We start from the raw sequence: 17,081 nt of genomic DNA, 5'->3' as shown, positions 1-17,081 counted from the left end.
GTCGATGCCCCGACTGACTAGGACCGGACAGTGGATATACGCGAGCAGATTGCTGAACTCGAAGCCCGTGTGGCGCAGAGCGTGCTGGGCCAGGCCGACACCATTCGTCATGTGATTCTTGGCTTGCTGGCCAATGGTCACGTCTTGCTGGAAAGCCTGCCTGGGCTGGCCAAAACGCGTACGGTCAAGGCGTTGGCCACGCATCTGGAAGCCAGCATGCGGCGCATCCAGTTCACCCCCGACCTATTACCGTCGGACATCACCGGTGGCGAAATCCTCCAGCAGACCGCACAGGGCAACGAGATCAAGTTTCAGCCTGGGCCGCTGTTCGGCAACGTGATTCTCGCCGATGAGATCAACCGCGCCCCGGCCAAGGTTCAGGCAGCACTGCTTGAAGCCATGGAAGAACGCCAGATTACCGTAGCCGGGCAGAGCTACCCGATGTCGGGCCTGTTCATGGTGCTGGCGACCCAGAACCCCATCGAGCAAGAAGGTACCTACCCATTGCCCGAGGCGCAGATGGACCGGTTCCTGATGAAGCTGCAACTGGACTATCCCAAGGTGGAGGATGAAACCCTGGTGCTACGGCTGGTGCGCGATGAGGAACAACAGGCAGGCCACCCGCACCAGGCGCCTGGGCGTCTGCCCCAGGAAGTGGTGTTCGCCGCCCGCAGCGCGATCGCGGGCATCGAAGTATCGCCCGCGATCGACCGCTACCTGATCGATCTGATCAACGGCACCCGCCACCCGGCAGAGCATGATCCGGACCTTGGGCGTTGGATCAAGATCGGCGCCAGCCCGCGTGGCGGTATCAGCCTGGATAGGGTGGCGCGCGCCCACGCGTGGCTGGCCGGGCAGGAGTACGTCACCCCGGACGATGTGCGTGCGGTCATCCATCCGGTGTTGCGCCACCGCTTGCAGCTCTCTTACGACGCCGTCGCCGATGGCATTGGGGCCGACCAGGTGATCGACCGGCTGCTGGACAAGGTCGCCATCCCAGCCTGAACGGAGCGAGCCCATGCAACCGACCCAGGATGGCTTCGTCTACGCTTCGCTGAGCCAGCTGATGGCGTTCGAGTACCGCGTGCGCGGTTTGAGCTTTCTGGCGCGTCAGCCCTTGGCGAGCATTCTGGCGGGCAACCATGCCTCACGCCTGCGTGGCCGTGGCTTGAGCTTCGACGAGCTGCGCCGTTACATACCTGGCGATGACCTGCGACACCTCGACTGGCGCGCCTCGTTACGCTATGGCAAGCCGTTCGTGCGCACCTTTACCGAGGAGCGCGACCGGCCGACGCTGCTGCTGGTCGATCAGCGCATGAACATGTACTTCGGCTCCAGGCGCAGTTTCAAGTCGGTCACCGCTGCCGAGCTTGCCGCGTTGTCGGCATGGATCGCCCTGCAGGCCGGTGATCGGGTGGGCGGGCTGGTGTTCGACGATCAGCAGGTGGTGCACATCAGGCCGCTGCGCAGCCGCGCACGGGTGCAGGAACTTTGCGCAGCAGTGGTGGGCAGCAACAATCGCCTCAGTGCGTCAGGGCCGGACAGCGAGCTGGAGGGGCAACTCGACAATGCGCTGCGCACTGTCCTCGGCCTGGCCGGGCATGATGCGCTGATTTGCATCATCAGTGACTTTGCCGGCGTGTCGGAGCAGACCTTGAAGCTGTTGCGCCAACTGAGCGCGCACAATGATGTGATCGCCATGCAGGTGTATGACCCCATTGCGCTGGATGTCCCTGACAAGGGGCGTCTGAGCGTGACGCAGGGTGAGGTACAGATCGACCTTGAGGTTGGGCGGCGCCAGGTGCACCGGCCGTTGGGCGACTTTTTCTCCGGGCGCCTGCAGGACGTGGCTCAGTTGCTGCGCCGCAGCCAGATACCCCTGATGATGATCAGTACCGGCGACGAGGTGCTGGGCCAGGTACAGCGTGAACTGGGGCGGCTTGGGGGAAGTGCCCGATGAGTGCCCGGCCGTCGCCTGCCGCCATCGACCAGCTCAAGGAGCTGCCGTTGCCGGTACCGCCGTTCAGTTACGCCCCGCACACCTGGGGCTGGGCGGTATTGCTGGCCTTCGTGGTGCTGGCAGGGCTCGCTTATGCCGTGTATGCCTGGCGGCGCTGGCAGCGCAATCGCTATCGGCGTGAGGCGCTGTTGCGGCTCGACGCGCTGGTGGGGGCGCTGGCCAAGCCCGAGCAGCGTCTGGCGGCCCTGCGTGAAGTGCCGGAGCTGCTCAAGCGGGTAGCGCTTTCCATGCCCGATGCACCCGCGGTACACAGCTTGTCGGGCGCGCAATGGCAGGTGTTTCTGCAGCAGCGGGCACGCTTTGCCTTGCCTGGGCAGTTCGCCGCGCAACTGCACACGCTGGCTTATGCGCCAGACCTGCAGGTGCAGGCGATCGGCGAACCTGAGCTGCGGACCCTGGTGAACACCTGCAGGCGCTGGATCGAGGCTCATCATGTGGCAGTTTGATTACCTGTGGGTGTTCTTGTTGCTGCCCTTGCCCTGGGTCGTCTACCGTTTCATGCGCCCTTATCACGAGGCGCGCAGCGCATTGCGGGTGCCGTTTTTCTTCGCCATGAGCCGTGCAGTGAACCAGTTGCCGGGCACCTCGCCACCCTCGGGCGGACGCTGGCAAGTGCTCGTGAACCTGCTGGTATGGGGTCTTCTGGTGGCGGCCTGCGCGCGGCCCGTACTGGTGGAAAAGGCCATCGAGCGTGAGCAACCGATCCGCGACATGCTGCTGGCGATCGATATTTCGCAGTCCATGCAGGCCAAGGACTTTACTGACGCCAATGGCCGGCAAGTGGATCGGTTGAGCGCGGTGAAAGGGGTGGTCCGCGACTTCATCGCCCAGCGCAAGCAAGACCGCATCGGCTTGATCGTCTTCGGCACGGGCGCCTACCCACAGGCGCCCCTGACCCTCGATCATGCCAGCCTCTCGCTGCTGCTTGATGAAGTCGGTGTGGGGATGGCTGGGCCGAATACCGCCATAGGCGATGCCATTGGCCTTGCCATCAAGCTGCTGGACCAGGCCAATGAGCAGGAAAAGGTGATGGTGCTGCTGAGCGACGGCAACGACACCGGCAGCGCCATAACGCCTGAACACGCGGCAGCCTTGGCCAGCGATCGGAATATCGTGGTACATACCATTAGTATCGGCGACCCCCAGGCCAGCGGTGAAGACAAGGTGGACTTGCAGGCGCTGGAGGGCATCGCGCGTACCACCGGTGGCCGGTTCTTCCGCGCCGATGACCGGGGCGCGCTGGCGCAGGTGTATGCCACACTCGACCGGATCACCCCGCACCGCGTCAAGACCTTCAGCCACCAGCCCAAGCGTGACCTGTTCTGGTGGCCACTGGGGGCGGCCCTGCTGTTGCTGGCCTTGGGGCATAGCCTTGCAGCCATGGCTGGCCCGTTGCGGGCACGGCCTGCGCAGGGGAGGCCGTGAATGGACATCGACCTCAGCGCCTTGCACCTGCTACGCCCTTACTGGTTGTTGCTGTGGCTACCGGCTGCGCTGCTGCCATGGGCCTGGCAGCGGCGCCATGATCTGAAGCGGCAGTTGCACGGCGTGATCGCTCCGCACCTGGTCGAGCATTTGCTCATCACCCCCGAGGAGCAACAGCGGGTGCGGCCCGTCCACCTGCTGGCAGCACTGCTCGGCCTGGGTGCGCTGGCCGCCGCCGGGCCGACCTGGCAGCGAGATATCCCGGCGTTCGTCGACAACCGTGCGCCGTTGATCCTTGCGCTGGACCTGTCGCCCTCGATGGATGCCGACGACGTCCCCCCGTCCCGCCTGCAAGCCGCCAAACATACCTTGCATGACCTGGTGATGCGCCGCGCGGGGGCGCGCACCGCGCTCATCGTGTATGCCGGCAGCGCGCATCTGGTGCTGCCCGCCACGGAAGACCCGCAGTTGCTCGATACGTTTTTGCAAGCGCTGACCACCGATTTGATCGCCAAACCCGGCAAGGACGTGATGGGCGTGATCGAAGTGGCTAAACGCTTGCTTGCTGCCGAACAGGTACCCGGCACGCTGGTGCTGCTGACCGATGGCGCCGATGCCGGGCAACTGTCGGCGCTCGCGGGCGCGCTGAAAGGCAGCGACCTGCAGGTGATGGTACTGGCCGTTGGCAGCTACGACAGCGGTGTTTTGCATGACGCCCAGGGCCGTACCCGCGTCGATGCCGAAGGGCGCCCGCTACAGGCGGACTTCGATCAGCAGGGCTTGAGGCAGTTGGCCAAAGCCGTCAACGGCCCGCTGGGCAGCCTGACCCTGAGTGACGACGACCTGGACTGGATCGAACTGCATGCGCAGCAACATTTTCAGGCAGCCCAAGGCGACGCGCAGCAGGTGCACTGGAAGGACGCCGGCTACTGGCTGTGCTGGCCGCTGGCGCTGATTGCTCTGCTGTGCCTGCGCCGTGGCTGGAAGGTGCACTGGATGGCCACCGTGCTGGTGGCGGCATTGTTGGGCACGCAGCCGCAAACGGCGCGGGCCGGGCCTGTCGCTGACGCCTTCTTCACGCCTGACCAGCAGGGCCGCTGGGCCTTTGAGCATGGCCATTACCCGCAGGCTGCGGCGCATTTCAACGACCCTTACTGGAAAGGCCTGGCTGCCTACACCGCCGCCGACTATGACGCTGCCCTGGTCAGCCTCGGCAAGGTCGATACCGCCCAGGCTTTTTTCTACCGGGGCAATATCTATGTGCGCCAGTTCAAGTTCCCCCAAGCGGTCCAGGCCTACCAACAGGCTTTGAAGCGGCAGCCGGTGTTTCCCGAGGCCAGCGCCAACCTGGCATTGGCACAGGCGCTGCTCAAAGACTACGAAGACCAGCAAAAGGCAGGTACACCAGACGAGAAGGCCGACAAGGTGGTGGAGGACCAGACACCCTCCAAAGGCGCCCGGCAGAAGCAGCAAACTCCGCAGGCCGCTTCGGACCAGGTCTGGCTGAACAACCTGACGACGTCGCCGGCACAGTTCCTCAGGCGCAAGTTCCTGCTTCAGGACGCCTCACGGCAAACCCCGGAGGGCACCCGATGAAACGCTTGCTGTTGCTGCTAGGGCTCTACCTGCCATTGCTCGCGGTCGCGGCACCCGAGGCACGCGTGCAGGTGCGGCTGCTGCCGGCCGGTGACACGGTAGTAGGCGCGACGCTCGAGTTGCAGATCGACTTATTGGTGGACACCTGGTTCACCCAGCCGGCCGTGTTGCCGGTGATCGAATTGCCCGGTGCGACGGTGAGCGCACCGAGCGGTGAAGCGCAGCATCTGAACGAGCGAATCGACGGCAAGACCTTCTTTGGCCTGCGCTACACCTATCAGATTACCCCGCAAACGGCCCAGGCCTTCACACTCCCGGCGCAAACCTTTCAGGTGTTCCCCGGCCAGGCGGATGCCCCGGTCACGCTTACCAGCGAACCGCTGGCGTTCGCAGCCAAGGCCCTGGCCGGCGACGCGACTGTGCACCGCCTGGTGGCACGAAACGTCAGCCTTGAGCAACAAACACAACTGTCGCATTCGCCGTTGCGGGCAGGGGACAGCGTTACCCGCCGTGTGATGACGCAAGCCGAAGGTGCGCAGGCGATGCTGATACCGCCGCCACCGTTGGTCGACATCAAAGGCCTTAAAAGCTATGTACAAACCCCTCGTATTGCGTCGCTCAGTGATGGCCGCGGGGGCTCGATAGGCGGCCAGCGCGAGGACAGTGTGAGCTATGTGGTATCGGCTGCCGGACGTTACCAATTACCCGCGATCGAACTGCAGTGGTGGGACGCGGCTACTGGTGAGGCCAGGCAAGCAACGTTGCCCCCCATCGACGTCAACGCCATCGAGGGTGGTTACAAGGCGCCGTTTTCCATCGACCAGGACCTGCGCGCGCTCGGCCGTCAGGCCCAGTTGCGCCTGCCCGGTTACGGGTTGTGGGCAGCGGGCTTGCTGGTGCTTGGCGGAGTGCTGATTTACTTTGCACGGCCGTGGATGCAGGTGGTGTGGCGGCATTTGAAAGGCTGGCGAACAGCGCGGCGTACGGCGCGGTTGCAGTCTGCCGACCATGCCTGGCGGCAGGCGCGTGCACAACTTGCGCAAGACCCACCTCAGCTCGACGGGCTATACCTGTGGATCCGGCGGGTTACCGGGCAGCGCACGGTGTCAGAATTTTCCTTATCTTTGCCATCCTCATTGCGAATACGTCTACTAGACTGGCTCCAGAACCGTTACGGCAATGGCAGTGAAGTACGCCAGGTTGCGCCGTCACTGAGCCCGATTCTGCCAGCGCTGCGGCGAGCGGCGGTGAACGGGCGGCAGGTCAGTCACCCTGAAGGCTTGAAACCACTCAACCCATGAGTTTTTGCCTGAAGTGGATAGGCAGCACAGAGGAGGGATACTTCATGCTCGACCTGCACCGTACGCGCTGGTGGTTGACCTGGTTGCTCGTGTTGCCTTTGGCTGTGCAGGCCGCGAACCCGCTGCCTTCCTGGCGGGAGGGTCCTTCACGGCAAGCCATCGAAGCTTTCGTGGGCGCCGTGACCACCGAGGGCGGCAAAGATTACGTGCCCGAGGCCGAGCGCATCGCCGTCTTCGACAATGATGGCACGCTGTGGAGCGAGCAGCCGCTGTATTTCGAAGTGCTGTTTGCCCTCGACGAGGTCAAAAGGCTCGCACCGCAGCACCCGGAATGGGCCACCCAACAGCCGTTCAAGGCCGTCCTTGAGGGCGACCAGCAAGCACTCATTGACAGCGGCATGGACGGTATGCTGAAGATCGTGGCCGCCACTCATGCCGGGGTCAGCACCGAGGCTTTTATCACCAATACCCAGCGCTGGCTGGCGAAGGCCGTGCACCCTCGCACCCACAAGCCCTTCACCGAGATGGTCTTCCAGCCCATGCTCGAGCTCTTGCAGTACCTGCGGGCCAACGGCTTCAGGACTTACATCGTTTCAGGCGGCGAGGTGGCTTTCATGCGTGCATTCGCTGAGGAAGTCTATGGGGTGCCGCCAGAGCAAGTGATAGGCACCATACTGGAAGCGCGCTTTATCGACGACAACGGTAAATTGTCTATCGAACGGCTGCCCAAGTTGCTGCACAACGATGATGGCCCAGGCAAGCCGGTGAGCATCGATGCCCATATCGGCCGTCGCCCGATCTTCGCCTTCGGCAACTCCGACGGCGACCTGCAAATGTTGCAGTGGACCATGGCTGGCGACGGCAAGCGCTTTGTCGGGCTGGTCCACCACACCGATGCGACACGCGAATGGGCCTATGACCGCGACAGCAAGGTCGGGCACCTGGACAAGGCGCTGGATGCCGCCATGGGTGCGAACTGGACCGTAGTCGATATGGCGCGCGAGTGGCAGCGCATCTACCCATTCGAAAGCAACCAGGTTCAATGAAAGAGAACCGCAGGGCACAGGGAACCAGCCAAGCAGTAGGTCGATCGTGCACGTAGTCGTGGCAAATGCCAGTAAACGTGATACGGAGAAACCGCCTTATGAAGTCCAGTAGAAGATGGATAACCACATTCGCGCTCGCCGCTACTGCGGCGGTGAGCGTGTGCACGGCGAGTGCCGCGGAAAAACCCAATATTCTGGTGATATTCGGCGATGACATTGGCCAGACCAATATCAGTGCCTACGGCAAGGGCGTGGTCGGCTATCAGACGCCGAACATCGACCGCATCGGCCAGGAAGGGATGCTGTTCACTGACTATTACGCCGAGAACAGCTGCACCGCTGGGCGTTCTACCTTCATCACCGGGCAGACACCGCTGCGCACCGGTTTGTCCAAGGTCGGTATGCCTGGGGTGCCCGTGGGCTTGCAGGCGCGCGATGTCACCATTGCCCAGGCACTCAAGGCGCAGGGCTATGCCACTGGCCAGTTCGGCAAGAACCATTTGGGCGACCGGGATGAATACCTGCCGACCAATCATGGGTTCGACGAGTTTTTCGGCAACCTGTATCACCTCAACGCCGAAGAAGAGCCGGAGCGTGAACTGTGGCCTAAGGATGATGAGGCATTCGTCAAGGCTACCTCGCCGCGCGGTGTGATCAAGTCGAGCGCCGATGGCAAGATCGAGGATACCGGTGCGCTGACCAAGTCGCGCATGGAGACCATCGACGACGAGACCACCCAGGCGGCAATCAACTTCATCGACAAGCAAGTCAAGGCTGACAAGCCGTTCTTCGTCTGGATGAACACCACCCGTATGCACCTTTATACCCATGTACGTGAGTCGATGCGTGGGCAGAGCGGCATGCCGGGCAATGAGTATGCAGATGGCATGCTCGAACACGACGGTGATGTGGGCAAGCTGCTCAAGACCCTCGATGACCTGAAGATCGCCGACAACACCATCGTGGTCTACACCACGGACAACGGTCCTAACCAGTTCTCCTGGCCTGATGCCGCGACGACGCCGTTCCGCAACGAGAAGAACTCCAACTGGGAAGGCGCCTACCGCGTGCCGGCGATGATCCGTTGGCCGGGCAAGGTCAAGCCGGGCACGGTGTCCACCCAGATGTTCTCGGGGCTGGACTGGTTCCCGACACTGTTGGCCGCAGCCGGTGACACTGACATCAAGGACCGTTTGCTCAAGGGCACCGATGTGGGGGGCAAAAACTTCAAGGTGCATCTGGACGGTTATAACCAACTGGACTATCTGACCGGCAAAACGGACAAGAGCGCACGTAACGAGTTCTATTACTTCAACGACGACGGTGAACTGGTGTCGATGCGCTTCGGCAACTGGAAGCTTGTGTTCTGCGAACAGCGCGCCCCGGGTGGCTTCGCCGTCTGGAGCGAGCCGTTCACCTGTCTGCGGGTGCCCAAGGTCTTCAATCTGCGTATGGACCCGTATGAACGCGCCGATGTCGTCTCCAACCAGTACTACGATTGGGTGACCAAGAACGACTACCTGATCTTCCAGGGAACCCGCAAAGCTGCCGCATTCCTGCAGACGTTCGTGGAATACCCGCCGAGCCAGCGTCCGGCAAGTTTCAGCATCGACCAGATCCGTGCTGACGTGGACAAGAAGATCGAAGAGAAGATGAAGCAATAACGGCAATGCCCCGCGCCCGCCCTTGGCGGGCGCATTCTTTCATACCCAGTGCGGACAGGCGTGTGAGTCCGTTAAGGCTTGATGATGCCAGCAGTCGTGAACCTTCCCCGCGCCGGCAGCCCCGGCACCACCGAAACGCAAGCACCGCTGCAATGGCTGATGCCTGCGGCGCTGCTGTTCGCCTCTGGTGGTGCAGCGCTGATCTATCAGGTGCTTTGGGTCAAGCAGCTGTCTCTGGTGGTTGGGGTGGAGGTGTATGCCATCACCGCTGGCATCAGCGCGTTTTTTGCAGGGCTGGCCATGGGCGGCCTGCTGTTCGGTCGCTGGGCTGACCGCTTGCGCCACCCGGTCAGGCTCTATGCGGGGCTGGAGTTGTCGGTCGCTTTACTGGCGGTGGCGGCGACCTTGGGGCTGGCGCAGAGTGCGGCACTGTTTGCCCGCCTGGAGGCAAATGTCGGCTTGCTGGCCTGGCTGCTGCCACTGAGCCTGGTGGGGCTGCCCGCCTTTTTGATGGGCGGAACCTTGCCTGTACTGGTTCGAGCGCTGACCCCCAGTGACGCGCAGACGGGGGAGGCGGGTGGTCGGTTATACGCCGCCAATACCGCTGGCGCAATCTGCGGCACCTTGTTGGCGGCATTCGTCTTGCTGCCCCTGCTTGGCGTCACCGGGGCCGCCTGCGTAGCGGGGGCGTTGAATCTGCTGGCCGCGCTGGGCGCCTGGTGCGGGCGCGGCAGGGATGAGCGGGCCTTGCCTACCTCTGCCACTGCCTCGCTGCCGCGCACGCCGCAGGCTCGCTTGGCCATCGCCCTGTATTGCCTGGCAGGCGGCGTGGCGCTCGGTTACGAAGTGGTGTGGACCCAATCGATCGTGCAGTTCATGAGTACCCGCGCGTTTGCCTTCTCCGTGGTGCTGGCCACGTACCTGACGGGGTTGGTCCTGGGCAGTGCACTGTATGCCCGGCGCGCCGACCGCATCCGCGACCCTTGGGGGCTGTTCGGCCTGCTGATCGCGTCTGCCGGGCTGCTGGCGTTGTTGCAGATTGCCGGGCTCGGGCGGTGGCTGGTGACCTGGCAGACCCTGCTGGAAAGCCATGTACTGCAACTGACCGGCAGCCAGTTGGCTGGAATGTGCGCGCGCTTTGCGGCTGCCGCAGTGTGCGTGGTATTCATCCCGACCACGTTGCTCGGGGCGGCATTTCCGCTGGCCCTGCGCCTGGCCGTGGACAGTGGCCAAGTGGGGCGGGACGTGGGGGCGGTGATTGCCCTCAATACCCTGGGTGGCATCGTCGGTGTCATGCTCACGGGGTTTGTCCTGGTGCCTGGAATAGGGCTGGTGCGAACTTTGGTGGTGCTCGCTTGCCTGGCGGCGGCCATCGGGGCAGTAGCGACATGGCGCGGCAAGGCCGTGCACAAGGGCATGCGGGCAGCGGTCCTGCTGGTTGGCGGCGCGACCCTGGTTACCGGCGCACTTACCCCACCAGAACGCTTGGCACAGTTGTTACCAGGTGCGCGTAGCGGCGAACTGGTGTTCTACCAGGAAGGCCGCGGCGGCACGGTAGCGGTGGTCAACCAGCAGCGTCAGGGACAAGCGTTCAACCGCCTGTACATTCAGGGTGTGTCCAACACTGGGGATGCCATGCCGTCACTGCGCTACATGCGCCTGCAGGCGTTGCTGCCATTGCTGATACATCGCGACGAGCCGCGCTCGGCGCTGGTGATCGGCTTCGGCACCGGGATCACCGCCGGTGCAATGCTGCGCTATTCAGGCCTGGAGCATCCGGTGGTTGCCGAACTGCTGCCGCAGGTACTGGCAGCGGCGCCGCTGTTCTCCGGTAACTACGACGCTGTGAACGATCCGCGCCTTGACATCCGCCTGCGTGATGGGCGCCGGGAGCTTTTGCGTAATGAGCAACGATACGACGTGATCACCCTGGAGCCACCACCGCCCTCGGCAGCAGGGGTGGTCAACCTTTACTCGCGCGACTTCTATCAGTTGGCAGCGTCTCGCCTGCAGGAGCATGGACTGGTGGCTCAATGGCTACCGCTCCCCACCCAGAACGACGAGGACAGCCGCTCGCTGGTACGCAGCTTTCTTGACGTGTTCCCGCATGCCTCGCTGTGGACCACTGAGTTTCACGAGATGCTCTTGATCGGCTCGGCAACGCCGATGGTGCTGGATGTACCGCGCATCCGCCAACGTTTCGAGCAACCCCAGGTTTCGGCTGCCCTGGCCCAGGTCGGCGTAAGCTCGGTCGAAGCATTGCTGGCCACCTGGGTGACCGACCGGCAAGGGCTTGAGCGTTATGCCGGCGATGCACAGCCGGTTACCGACGATCGGCCCCGTATCGAGTACGCGCCGTGGGTACGGCCGCGCGAAATCACCCGCGTGCTACCGGCATTACTGGCGCTGCGGGTAGCGCCGCCATTGGAAAATGCCAACCCCTCGGTGCTCGCCGCGGTGAATGATGAGTGGGCGTTGCTGCGTCGTTTTTATGGGCTGTCGCTGCTGGCCTACAACGGCAATCGCCAGGCCTGGATGCGCGAGGCGCGGGCCTTGGCGCCGATCAGCGCAGAGAATCCTTACATGCGCTGGTTTACCGGCGGTAGGCGCTGAACTGAACCCACGGTTAGAAACTGCGTCAGGCCTGGCTATTACTGCATGTTGCGCCTGCACGGGGCCATGGCTGGGGCCAGATCAGCACCGGAGGGGTCATCGCTCACGCGGAGTTTTCAGGTTTGGACGGGGCCGCGTGCCACTGCTCCTTGGGCACCCATTTGGGTTGCTCGGGGTCGCCCAGGTAGTGAGGCGACATGATTTGCACCCCATACTCATTGAACACGTCCTGGATATTGGCGTGCAACAGGCTCAGGAGCTGCGCGCGGGGCCTGGGCTCTGACGGAATGGCCTGGGCCACTAATCGATACTCGGGGTAGAAATCCGACAGCGCCGTCTGGAATACCTGGGGCGCGGGCGTTTGCAGCACGCCGTCGGTGCGACGAGCCGCTTCCAGCAACATCGCCTCGACCTGACGCCAGGGGGTGTCGTAGCCGATGGTCACCACGGTATCGACCACATAGCCTGGCCCTTCCACGATACGCGAGTAGTTCTTGGTCACCGAGCCGGTAATCATTGAATTGGGAAGTGTCAGCACTTCGCCAAGCCCGGTGCGTATGGATGTGGTGAAGATGCCCACTTCGGTCACCGTGCCCTCGTAATCGCCCACGCGTACAAACTCGCCGACGCGCATCGTGCGTGTGTAGGTAAGGATCAATCCGGCGGCCCCTTGGCCGATGACACTGGTCGCCCCCAGTGAAATCATCAGACCGAGCAACACCGAGAGCCCCTTGAAGGCATCGGTACCCGAGCCGGGTAGATAGGGGTAGGCCATCACCAGGGCGAATAGCCATATTGCCAGCGACGTCAGGCGCATGGTCGGTTGCAAGGTTTCGGCGGTCAGCCATTTCAACGTGCCCGGGCGTGCCATGCGCCTTAGCACACGTTTGGAGAAGGCGCTGATACCGCGGGCGATGAAGAAGATCGACAGCGCAACTACCAGGCCGGGCATGGCACGTAAAATGCCGCTGACCAGGTAGTTGAGCAGCTCCATCAGGTGGATATTGAGGCTTTCACCCCAAGACCTTGTGTAGGGGAACTGAGACAGCACGAAGCCCAGCCACTGGTAGCAGAACAACAACACGACCAACCAGTACAGCAGCCAGAGTGAGCGGTCGATCAGGTAGTACAGGTTCTGCAGGTCGAACAGTTGCGTGTGGCCGACCTTGAGGCGCTCGGAGTGTTTGCCCATCAGTTTGGGCAGCAGTCCCAAGAGCTTGCGTCGACAGTAGCCTGCGGCCTTTACCAGCATGAAGAACACCAGGGTTGCCGCAGCGCCGTAGCCTATCGCCGTGAGCAAAAAGCGCAGGCTACGCGCCTGACGGGTTTCCTCGACGACAAGGCGCAGGTTCTCGGCGGCCTGCTCGGCGGCTTCGCCTGCTGTAATGCTATCGGCCGCAGCATCCAGCGGCGTCACGATGAATGCACGGCGCCCGCCCAGCAGCACCAGGTAGCTGCGCAGAATAGGGTCGACGCGAACCTCCAGATCGTTTGTTTCCTGGAGTGTTTCCTCGATGACCTTCTTGGCGCGCTGGGCGCGCACCTTGGGTGTTTCGCCCAGCAGCGTCGCACGAAAGACCAGCACCGTGCGATTGATGACGGTCAGCGGGGCGGGCTCGGCAATGACACCCTCTACCTCTGGCCCGGACTGAGGGGTGTCTGCATGGAGCAGGGGCGAGAACAGCAAGTGGGTCAGTAGCACCAGCCAAGCAGCCCGTCCGAACCTGCGCTTCTTGCCCATTTAACAGCCCCTGTGCCGGCGTGTGGATTGCTACCAGCATAGTCGGCTTCAGCCAGCATTCAGTGGCTTAGTTCGCGGGCAAGAGGATCACGAAGTTCTTCTTCATGTCTTCCACTACGGTCCATTTGCCCTTGGCGCCCGGTTCGATAATGAACGTGTCGCCAGCGGCCAGTTTGACCGGGGCGCAACCCTCAAGCTCGATGATGCAGCATCCACTCAAAACGTGGCAGAACTCCCAGACTTTGTAGTCAATGCGCCACGCCCCGGTGCTGGCTTCCCATTCTCCGGAAATGCGACCTTGCTGTTCATCGTGATAGTACTTGGACGTCAGCGTGTGAGGGGTACCTTCCAAAACTTCTTCAAAGAAGGGCAGGTCGCGCAGCGGTTGGATATCCAGTTCGCGGAACACGGTCAGTTTCTGGTTCATGGCTGTTTCTCGAGCACGTTGTGAGTAGGGCGATACATTAAATAGGCTTCACCGGTTACACCGAGCATCGGGTGCGGAACGATCTGGCAGGTTTTCACGATCTGAAATCCATGACGTTCGTAGAAGCGGCGTGCACCGTGGTTTTCTGCGTAATCGATCAGGCACAGTCCATTGAGGCCAGCGTCGTCAGCGCGCTGCTGGGCGTAGCGAAGAAACTGGGCACCCAGCCCCTGGCTCCGCCAGGCCTCATCCAGTGCCAGGCTGGATATGTACAAGGTATCGGGTATTTCCATGTCGGAATAAGGCGCGAGGACGGGGTCGGCCTCGACTGGCCTGTCAGGGGTCGCGCGCAAGACATAGCTATGCATCATGCCGATGACGCGCCCTTCGAAAGTGGCCATCAGGCAGTTCTTGTATGAAAAGTCGCCCTGTTCTCTGGCATAGCGAGACGCACCGACACTCAGCAATGCTTCCCCAGGTGCGGCGAGCTTGCTCCATATGTAATCGGCCATGCCCTCCGATGTCAGTTGAAAGAAGCGCGCAATATCATGCGCGTCCGAGACCCGAGCGGGTCTGAAGTCGATAGACATGTACAGTGCTCCCAAGGGGCCGCGTGGTCATTTTGCAAGGGCTAAGCCTTTGGCTGCGGGGCAGGGTAGACGGTTTCAGCGGTTCCCATGATGCTCTGCGCGAACACCATCAGCACGGCGCGCGACACTGCCCACATGCCCACATGCACGTGGCGCTATAAAAGGTTCGGGATGGCTTGGGTATTGGATCGTGCAACCCCTTTCAAACCGCCGACGAAGCCTCTGTGCAAGCGTCCGTAAATCCACTAAATTGTGGGTAGATGTAGAAATTAAGAGATAAGACGCAAATTAAGGGAATTAGCTCGCTTGATAGGGCCTTGCGTTAATTCTATAATTTTGTGGATTAACTGGTACAGAGCGGGCTTGGTACACACTATGTTGGATTTAAGCTTCAGCAAGCCGAGTGAGGTCGTGAAGCGCCTCTGCGATCGCTTGCGCACAGAGCGCTTGGCGCGGGACATGACACAGGCAGACTTGGCCGGGCGTGCCGGCATCGCTACAAACACAGTGTCCAACCTTGAAGCCGGGCGCAATGTCGGATTCGAGAACGTCGTTCGGGTGGCGATGGCGCTTGGCCGGACCAAGGAACTGGAAGGCCTTTTCCTGCCAAAGCTGGACAGCATCGAGGATATCCGGCGCTACGAAAACAGCGCCAATCGTCTTCGTACCAAGAGGAAGCCCGGCAATGCTTGAGCAGGTGAACGTCTTCTACGAAGGGTGGGGGGAGCGATGGCAATGGGGCACGCTGGTCTCCACGACTGCCCTGACCGGTCGTCCACTGATTGTGTTCGAGTACAGCAATGAAGCCAGGCAAAGGGGCTTGGAGCTGTCGTCCTACACGCTGCCGTTGGAGGGGGCTCAACTGCGCCGAGACTTTCCAGACCACCAACTGTACTTGCCAGGGCCTGTTTACGACGCCTTGCCGGACGGATGGGGCATGTTGCTGATGGACCGTATGTTCAGGCGCCGCGGGCTCACCACAGCGCGCATCGGCTCACTGGAACGGCTGGCCTATATCGGTGGTAATGCCATGGGGGCCATGACGTTTGAACCCGTGGCGCCCGAAGGGCAGGCGTCTGAAGTCCACATCCCGCTGGAGCAGCTAGCCGCCGAAGTGCAGGAAGTGCTCCATGGAGACGGCGGTGAGTTCCTGCAGAGGTTGCTGCTGGTGGGTGGCTCGCCTCAAGGTGCAAGGCCTAAGGCCCTCGTCTATCGTGATCCCGAAACTGGCCGGTTTACAACTGCCGTGACGGCGGGCTTTGAAGCCTGGCTGGTCAAGTTCCCGGCCAAGGAAGAGCATGCCGAGGTGTGCGCTGTCGAAATGGTCTACGCCGAATGCCTGCGCATGTGCGGTATCGAGACCCCTGACACGCAGTACTTCAGCCTGCCTGATGGGTTGGCGGCGTTTGCCAGCAAGCGATTTGACCGTCAGGATGGCCTGCGCGTGCCCATGCAAAGCCTCGCGGCCTTCACGGGGGCGAATTACCGGTCTCCAGGCGTGTTGGACTACGTCAATTTCCTTCGGGCAACCCAGATGTGTACCAACGACGTGCGAGAGATGGCGGTGGCCTTCGAACGTGCCGTCTTCAATGTAGCGTTCAACAACAGAGATGATCATCCCAAGAACTTTGCCTACATCATGTCGCAGGACGGTCATTGGAGACTTTCGCCGGCTTACGATGTGACCTTCTGCGAGGGACCAGGTGGATATCACCAGATGGATGTAATGGGGGAGGCCCTGTCGATTACCCGCACACAAATGCTTCGGCTTGCCGAGGAAGCCGAGGTGCCCCCGGAGGTTGCAGGCAGAATGATTGACGGCATTTGTGAGGTGGCTAGCCAGTTTGCAAGCATCGCCGAGAACCTGTACCCACAGGTCATTACGCCAGACACCTTGCGCACGATCCAAGGCCGCATCGATCAGAACGTAGCTCGGTTACAGCGCGGTCACGCGGGCAGCGGTTGCCATTGAAGCAGCGAGGAGCGAGCGCTCACTCGGCGCGCAGGTTTTGGCAAGGGAGAAAAGGGCAGGATGGTCATGCTCCCATGGAGAGACCTCCAAGCTGATTGGATAGCGCTCGGCGCTGGTTGGGATCAGCAAAGAAGGAAATTGTTGGAAAGCGTCCGGGGAAGGCCCAATGCGATGGGCTAACTTGTGATCCTTTAGCATTGAGGTCTGCGCATGGAATATCGCGTTCGTCCCGCCACACGCAACGATGCAGCAGCGATTAGCCGCGTAGTTCTAGCCGCCCTGCGTGAGTCAAATTCACAGGACTACCCGCCTGATGTGATCGCTCAGGTTGAGCGGAGCTTTGCTCCTGAAGTCGTCACTGCACAACTTGCCAAGCGCAGGGTTTTCGTAGCCTTGCTGGGCGATAACATCGTTGGCACTGCCGGTCTCGACGGTGATGTGGTCAGAAGTGTTTTCGTTGACCCGGTTCACCAAAAAGGCGGGATCGGCCGGCATCTGATGGATGTCATTCATGCGACCGCTGCCCACGCCGGCATTGGGGCTGTACGTGTGCCTTCGTCGATTACCGCCGAGAAGTTCTATGCCGCCCTGGGCTATCAGAAAATCCGCGACGAGTTTCATGGGGCTGAGCGCACCATCGTAATGGAAAAGCGGCTCCAGGATTAGCCCAGGCTAGTTACCCGCGT

15 protein-coding genes are annotated in these 17,081 nt (G+C 61.9%); 12 read left to right on the top strand and 3 right to left on the bottom strand.

Going from position 1 to position 17,081, the window contains the following annotated elements; translation table 11 throughout:
• The first annotated feature begins 30 nt into the window (after positions 1-30).
• The 9 genes from ACF8EF_RS19870 to ACF8EF_RS19830 all read left to right on the top strand — a co-directional run bounded on the left by ACF8EF_RS19870 (position 31) and on the right by ACF8EF_RS19830 (position 11,665).
• Positions 31-1,005: an AAA family ATPase gene (locus tag ACF8EF_RS19870; protein WP_392462399.1), complete on the top strand. Its 975-nt coding sequence runs from the start codon at positions 31-33 to the stop codon at positions 1,003-1,005.
• Between the two features lie 13 nt (positions 1,006-1,018).
• Entirely contained in the window at positions 1,019-1,960 is a 942-nt protein-coding gene (locus ACF8EF_RS19865; RefSeq protein ID WP_392462397.1) for a DUF58 domain-containing protein, read from the top strand.
• The gene (locus tag ACF8EF_RS19860) at positions 1,957-2,466 is read left to right on the top strand and encodes a DUF4381 domain-containing protein (RefSeq protein WP_176684042.1); all 510 of its coding nucleotides are present in this window, start codon (positions 1,957-1,959) and stop codon (positions 2,464-2,466) included. Before ACF8EF_RS19865 ends, ACF8EF_RS19860 begins: the two co-directional genes overlap by 4 nt.
• Positions 2,453-3,445, top strand: coding sequence for a vWA domain-containing protein (locus ACF8EF_RS19855; RefSeq protein WP_392462395.1), 993 nt, complete (start codon positions 2,453-2,455; stop codon positions 3,443-3,445). The genes ACF8EF_RS19860 and ACF8EF_RS19855 overlap by 14 nt, the downstream gene beginning before the upstream one ends.
• Positions 3,446-5,041 (top strand): VWA domain-containing protein, encoded by a 1,596-nt coding sequence (locus tag ACF8EF_RS19850; protein WP_392462393.1) that lies wholly within the window; start codon positions 3,446-3,448, stop codon positions 5,039-5,041.
• Complete coding sequence (locus ACF8EF_RS19845; RefSeq protein WP_392462391.1) at positions 5,038-6,342, top strand: hypothetical protein; 1,305 nt, start codon at positions 5,038-5,040, stop codon at positions 6,340-6,342. Before ACF8EF_RS19850 ends, ACF8EF_RS19845 begins: the two co-directional genes overlap by 4 nt.
• 44 nt (positions 6,343-6,386) lie before the next feature.
• A complete protein-coding gene (locus ACF8EF_RS19840; protein ID WP_392462389.1) occupies positions 6,387-7,388 on the top strand; it encodes an HAD family hydrolase in 1,002 nt (333 codons plus the stop codon).
• Positions 7,389-7,486: 98 nt separating this feature from the next.
• Complete coding sequence (locus ACF8EF_RS19835; protein ID WP_176684037.1) at positions 7,487-9,052, top strand: arylsulfatase; 1,566 nt, start codon at positions 7,487-7,489, stop codon at positions 9,050-9,052.
• Between the two features lie 84 nt (positions 9,053-9,136).
• The gene (locus ACF8EF_RS19830) at positions 9,137-11,665 is read left to right on the top strand and encodes a fused MFS/spermidine synthase (RefSeq protein ID WP_392462387.1); all 2,529 of its coding nucleotides are present in this window, start codon (positions 9,137-9,139) and stop codon (positions 11,663-11,665) included.
• 103 nt (positions 11,666-11,768) lie between these two features.
• On the opposite strand, the gene ACF8EF_RS19825 is transcribed toward ACF8EF_RS19830, so the two are convergent.
• The 3 genes from ACF8EF_RS19825 to ACF8EF_RS19815 form a co-directional block, all read right to left on the bottom strand.
• Positions 11,769-13,406, bottom strand: a complete 1,638-nt coding sequence (locus ACF8EF_RS19825; RefSeq protein WP_392462385.1) for a mechanosensitive ion channel family protein — start codon at positions 13,404-13,406, stop codon at positions 11,769-11,771.
• A gap of 67 nt (positions 13,407-13,473) precedes the next feature.
• Positions 13,474-13,833, bottom strand: coding sequence for a cupin domain-containing protein (locus ACF8EF_RS19820; RefSeq protein ID WP_021782298.1), 360 nt, complete (start codon positions 13,831-13,833; stop codon positions 13,474-13,476).
• Positions 13,830-14,423 carry a GNAT family N-acetyltransferase gene (locus ACF8EF_RS19815; protein WP_392462383.1) on the bottom strand — a complete coding sequence of 198 codons (594 nt, stop codon included), beginning with the start codon at positions 14,421-14,423 and terminating at the stop codon, positions 13,830-13,832. Before ACF8EF_RS19815 ends, ACF8EF_RS19820 begins: the two co-directional genes overlap by 4 nt.
• A gap of 375 nt (positions 14,424-14,798) precedes the next feature.
• Here ACF8EF_RS19815 and ACF8EF_RS19810 point away from each other — a divergent pair, with 375 nt between their 5' ends.
• From ACF8EF_RS19810 to ACF8EF_RS19800, 3 genes are all read left to right on the top strand, one after another.
• Positions 14,799-15,116, top strand: coding sequence for a helix-turn-helix domain-containing protein (locus tag ACF8EF_RS19810; RefSeq protein WP_021782301.1), 318 nt, complete (start codon positions 14,799-14,801; stop codon positions 15,114-15,116).
• The gene (locus ACF8EF_RS19805) at positions 15,109-16,395 is read left to right on the top strand and encodes a type II toxin-antitoxin system HipA family toxin (protein WP_392462380.1); all 1,287 of its coding nucleotides are present in this window, start codon (positions 15,109-15,111) and stop codon (positions 16,393-16,395) included. Before ACF8EF_RS19810 ends, ACF8EF_RS19805 begins: the two co-directional genes overlap by 8 nt.
• A gap of 210 nt (positions 16,396-16,605) precedes the next feature.
• Complete coding sequence (locus tag ACF8EF_RS19800) at positions 16,606-17,061, top strand: GNAT family N-acetyltransferase (RefSeq protein ID WP_392462378.1); 456 nt, start codon at positions 16,606-16,608, stop codon at positions 17,059-17,061.
• The last annotated feature ends 20 nt before the right edge of the window (positions 17,062-17,081 follow it).

Source organism: Pseudomonas sp. zjy_15 (genome assembly GCF_043101865.1).
Lineage (GTDB): Bacteria > Pseudomonadota > Gammaproteobacteria > Pseudomonadales > Pseudomonadaceae > Aquipseudomonas > Aquipseudomonas putida_Y.
The sequence above is the reverse complement of the archived record's forward strand: the minus strand, read 5'-3'. Positions and strand labels throughout refer to the sequence as shown.